At 66.4% G+C, this 3,403-nt stretch carries 5 protein-coding genes; 3 read left to right on the forward strand and 2 right to left on the reverse strand.

Annotated elements, in window-relative coordinates; all coding sequences use genetic code 11:
- On the forward strand, nt 1–393 hold a 393-nt coding region (locus ACRDUX_RS16585; protein WP_526415109.1), incomplete at its 5' end, for a flavodoxin family protein.
- Between the two features lie 60 nt (nt 394–453).
- Nucleotides 454–906, forward strand: coding sequence for a hypothetical protein (locus ACRDUX_RS16590; RefSeq protein WP_526415110.1), 453 nt, complete (start codon nt 454–456; stop codon nt 904–906).
- Here the strand turns inward: ACRDUX_RS16590 and ACRDUX_RS16595 are convergent.
- Together ACRDUX_RS16595 and ACRDUX_RS16600 are read right to left on the reverse strand one after the other, a co-directional pair.
- Nucleotides 900–1,829, reverse strand: coding sequence for an HpcH/HpaI aldolase/citrate lyase family protein (locus ACRDUX_RS16595; protein ID WP_526415111.1), 930 nt, complete (start codon nt 1,827–1,829; stop codon nt 900–902). The genes ACRDUX_RS16590 and ACRDUX_RS16595 overlap by 7 nt on opposite strands.
- Before the next feature lie 50 nt (nt 1,830–1,879).
- Complete coding sequence (locus ACRDUX_RS16600; RefSeq protein WP_526415112.1) at nt 1,880–2,620, reverse strand: dienelactone hydrolase family protein; 741 nt, start codon at nt 2,618–2,620, stop codon at nt 1,880–1,882.
- Between the two features lie 42 nt (nt 2,621–2,662).
- Between ACRDUX_RS16600 and ACRDUX_RS16605 the strand changes: the two genes are divergently transcribed.
- On the forward strand, nt 2,663–3,403 hold a 741-nt coding region (locus tag ACRDUX_RS16605), incomplete at its 3' end, for a thymidylate synthase (protein WP_526415113.1).

A 3,403-nucleotide genomic window follows, 5' to 3' on the forward strand; every position in this document is an offset into this window, starting at 1 on the left:
GCAGTCCTCTCCGGCGCCACCGATCCCGAGATCGAGGACGTGGAAGTCGTTCGGCGACCGGCACTTTCGGTCTCACCGACCGACATGCTGGAAGCCGACGGCTATCTTCTCGGCACGCCGGCGAACCTGGGCTACATGAGCGGCGCGCTCAAGCATGCGTTCGACGTCTGCTATTACCCATGCCTGGATGCGACCAGGGGGCGGCCGTTCGGGCTCTACCTCCACGGCAACGAGGGCACCGAGGGGGCAGAGCGGGGCGTCGCCGCCATCACGACCGGGCTCGGTTGGGTCAGGGCCGCTGAGAACGTCGTGGTGTCGGGCAAGCCGAGCAAGGACGACGTGGAGGCCTGCTGGAACCTCGGCGCAACGGTCGCTGCTCAATTGATGGGCTGAGATCGGCTCACCCCCGCCACGCTCACCATTACGCTCATGGCCTGACGGAGGAGACGACCCATGCCTGGTATCGCCGAACTGGCCTTGGCCGGCGCGCCGCTGGCCGGCGGTGCGCTGCTCGGCCTCATTGCGGGGAACGTGCGCGGTCCCGACGTGCGGGGCCTGATCAAGCAGGACATGGACCTCCTCGATCGCATTCCGGAGGATCAACCCGAGCGGCGGGCCGAGCTGCAGCGTGTGATCGATCTGCGCATCGACGACATCATCGCCTCTGTGGACAAGAGCCGGTCTCTGCTCGAGGTCGCCCAGTCCTACCGCGGTAATTGGCGCGACATCGTCGTGTTCATTTGCGCGATCCTCTTCACGATCATCTGGTGGAACGTCAGCCACAGCCGGTCCAACTGGGAGCTGATGTTCGTCGTGATGATCCTGTTGTCGATCATCGCAGGTGTGTATGCCGGGCGTGGAATCTTCCGCGCGCTGCGTACGCTGCTGCGTCGCCGCGATCAGTAGTGGTAGGTGTCCGACGGCGCGGGCACGTGATCGGGGTCGTCGCCGAACTCGGAGGTGTGGATGCCGTACGCCTTCGCCAGATCCAGGATCTTGGTGGCACGCGCGATGCGGGGTAGGTCAGAACCGTTGCGGATCTCGCCGCCGTCGCGCTGGAATTCTTCGAAGAACTCTCCTGCCCAGGCGATCTCGTCCTGGGAGGGGGACAGGCCTTCGTTGACCGACGGGCACTGATCGGGTGTCAGGCAGATCTTGCCGGTCATGCCGAACTCGACGGAGACGGCGCTGGCCTCGATGAGCTTGAGCGCGCTCGAGCCGATGGTCGGCCCGTCGATCGCGCTGGGCAGGTGGGCCGCCTTCGCCGCGATCGTGAAACGTGACCGCGCGTAGGCAAGCGTTGCCGGGTTGTCGCCGAAACCCGTGTCCCTGCGGAAGTCGCCGATGCCGAAGGCCAACCGGAAGGTGCCCTTGGTGGCGGCGATCTCGGTGATGCGTTCCAGCCCGCGGGCGGTTTCGACGAGGGCGACGATCGGAACGTCGGGCAGCCGCTTGGCCGTCTCGATGACGTGATCCACGGATTCGACCATCGCCAGCATGATTCCTCCGACCGGGGAGTCGGCGAGCATCTCGAGGTCATCGGCCCACCAGCGGGTGCCGAAGCCGTTGACGCGAACCCAGTCGGCGTTGCCTTCACCCAGCCACCGCGCCACGTTGTCGCGGGCCGCGGACTTGTCCTTGGGTGCGACCGCATCCTCGATGTCGAGGACGACGATGTCGGCACGCGAGTGCGCCGCTGGCGCGAACCGGTCGTATTGCGCGCCGTTGACCAGGAGCCAGCTCCTGGCCAGGACCGGGTCGATGCGAAACCCGGGGTCCGAGGGGTCCTGATGGGAAGCCGGGTCATCGCCGGTGGCCTGGTCGTACACGGGTCAATCGTCGCCTACCGGGTGAGGACGAGGCAAAACGGGTCGGAGACTCAGCCCAGCTTTGCGCCGAAGAAGCTCTCCATCGCCTTCCAGTGCCGCTCGGCGGCGTCGGCGTCGTAGACGGCGGCGTGGTCGGACACCGCGAAACCGTGGGCGGCGGGATAGAACTCGATGGCGTGCTCGACGCCCGCTGCGGTCAGCGCCTTGTCCAGGGTCTCTGCCTGGTCGGTGGGGAAGGACTTGTCGTTCTCGGCGCCCGCGACGTAGACGGCGGCCCGGATCCGGTCGGCCAGCAGGTGAGGGCTGCCAGGATCATCGGACGCGAGGCCGCCGCCGTGGAACGACATCGCTGCCGCCACCCTCTCGGGGACGCGACCGGCGACCACCAGGGACGTCCGTCCACCCATGCAGTACCCGGTAGTGCCGAATGCGGTCCCGCTGACTTCGGGTCGGGACTCGAGGTAGTCGAAGAATGCCGCCGCGTCAGTGGCCATGATCTCCGGGGTGATGCTGCCCATCAACGACATCAGGCGCGCGCGTTCCTCGGGATCGCCGAAGGCGGTGTTGATGTCGATCGGCGCCCAATCGCCGGCCCGGTAGAAGATGTCCGGCACCAGCACGGCGTAGCCGTAGTCGGCCAACTTCTGAGCCATCTCGTCGATGACCGGACGCCTGCCCGCGGCATCCGGGTACATCACGACGCCCGGCCACGGCCCGTCGCCCTCGGGCGTGGCGAGCGTGACCGGACACGTTCCGTCGGACGTGGTGATGGAGTCGGTGATCGTCGGCATGGCCTCCGTTCTACTCCACGCCGCTGGACGTAAACTGATCGAGTGCCGCTTCCGACGCCCTACGAGGATCTGCTGCGGCTCGTTCTCGAAACCGGTACGCCCAAGTCGGACCGGACCGGCACCGGCACCCGAAGTCTGTTCGGTCACCAGCTGCGCTACGACCTCGCCGCCGGGTTCCCCTTGATCACCACCAAGAAGGTGCACCTCAAGTCGGTGGTCTACGAACTGCTGTGGTTCCTGCGCGGTGACTCCAACGTGCGCTGGCTACAGGAGCACGGCGTCACCATTTGGGACGAATGGGCCAGCGAGACAGGCGATCTCGGTCCGGTCTACGGTGTGCAGTGGCGCTCCTGGCCGACTCCGTCCGGCGAGCACGTCGACCAGATCAGTGCCGCACTCGGCCTGCTCAAGACGGACCCCGACTCCCGGCGCAACATCGTCTCCGCGTGGAACGTCGGCGAGATCCCGCAGATGGCATTGCCGCCGTGTCACGCGTTCTTCCAGTTCTACGTGGCGGACGGCAAGTTGTCCTGCCAGCTGTACCAGCGCAGCGCGGACCTGTTCCTCGGCGTGCCGTTCAACATCGCGAGTTACGCGCTGCTGACCCACATGATGGCGGCCCAGGCGGGTCTCGGCGTCGGTGACTTCGTCTGGACCGGTGGCGACTGCCACATCTACGACAACCACGTCGAGCAGGTGAGGTTGCAGCTGAGCCGCGACCCGCGTCCATACCCGGAACTGGTTCTCGGGCAGCGTGATTCGATATTCGGCTACACCTACGAC

Source organism: Mycobacterium sp., assembly GCF_050701675.1.
GTDB lineage: Bacteria > Actinomycetota > Actinomycetes > Mycobacteriales > Mycobacteriaceae > Mycobacterium.